Below are 1,369 nucleotides of genomic sequence, written 5' to 3' on the forward strand. Positions count from 1 at the left end.
CGTTCATTCACTGAGCCCCGCCGCGTGCGGGGTTTTTCTTTTGTGGGGTTCACATGCAACCGACTTTTCGTGTTGTCGCCGATGGCAGGGACGTCACGGCGCTGATCAACGACCGGCTTCTGCTGCTCAGAACAACGGACAAGCCAGGAATGGAGTCCGACGAGTTCGAGCTGCGGATCGACGACCGCGACTCCGCTGTGGCGCTGCCGAAGCGGGGAGCGGGGATCGAGATCTACATGGGGTACGCGGGGCAGGCCCAGGCTCGCCTGGGGAAATACGCGGTCGACGAGATCGAGGTGTCAGGCCCGCCCAGCACGGTGGTCATCCGGGGCAAGGCCAGCGACATGCGCGGCTCTGGCAAGACCACCCGTAGCGGATCCTGGGAGAACGTGCCCCTGTCGAAGATCGTCAGCGACGTGGCCGCGCGCAACGGCTGGACGCCGGTATGCCCGGTGCAGACTAAGGTCGAGCGCATCGACCAGCGCAACGAATCGGACTTCAACTTCATCACCCGGCTGGCAAAACAGTACGCCTGCACGGCGAAGGTCGCCGACGGCAAGCTGTTGGTCATGCCCCGGGAGGCCGGCAAAAGCGCAAGCGGCAAGTCATTCGCGGCGATCACGATCGCCCCGGCCGATGTCAGCCGGTGGCAGTTCAACCTTGGCGATCGCAGCTCGCAGAAGGCGGTGAAGACCAAGCACAAAAAGGACGGGAAGCTGGTGACGGTCGAGCTGGGGAACGACGACGCTCCGTCCGGCCTGCCGGCGGTCCACACCGATCGGCACATCTACCCGAACAAGACCGCCGCCGAGCAGGCTGCCAAGGCCAAGCTGGCCGCGTTCAACCGCAGTACCGCCGGGGTGCGCCTGCAGATGGCCGGGCGTACCGACCTCTTTGCCGAGCGCATGATCAACGCCCAGGGCTTCAAGGTCGGCCTCGATGGCGAGTACCTGGTGGACAAGGTCGAGCAGACCTTCGACGCCTCGGGCTGGACGACTGTGGTCGAGTGCAACGGCGGCAAGAAGGGCAAGGCGAAAGCCAAGGGCAAGAAAAAGAAGGAAACCAAGCCACTGAAGGTGGTCGACGTGAAACCGACCTGATCGGTCGATCCATACAGGAGCACAGCAATGACAGTCACAGTGCAACAGCTTCAGCAGATCCTCCCGAACGCCGGCAAGAAAGCCGGCGTTTTTGTGTCTGCCCTCAACGCGGCCATGGACCGCCGGCAGATCAACACTCCCAAGCGTGCTGCAGCGTTCCTGGCCCAGGTCGGTCACGAGTCCGCGCAACTGCTCTACGTGCGCGAGCTGGGCAGCGACCAGTACCTGAGCAAGTACGACACCGGCACCCTCGCTGCTCGCCTGGGCAA

1 protein-coding gene and 1 pseudogene are annotated in these 1,369 nt (G+C 63.8%); both read left to right on the plus strand.

The window, feature by feature from the left end; genetic code table 11:
* Positions 1-53: 53 nt before the first annotated feature.
* On the plus strand, positions 54-1,100 hold the full coding sequence (locus PF66_RS31565; protein WP_054064905.1) for a phage late control D family protein: 1,047 nt from the start codon (positions 54-56) through the stop codon (positions 1,098-1,100).
* A gap of 27 nt (positions 1,101-1,127) precedes the next feature.
* Positions 1,128-1,369, plus strand: a pseudogene (locus PF66_RS31570) (glycoside hydrolase family 19 protein); the annotation flags it as partial.

It is taken from the genome of Pseudomonas asplenii (genome assembly GCF_001293465.1).
In the GTDB taxonomy this organism is placed as follows: domain Bacteria; phylum Pseudomonadota; class Gammaproteobacteria; order Pseudomonadales; family Pseudomonadaceae; genus Aquipseudomonas; species Aquipseudomonas fuscovaginae_B.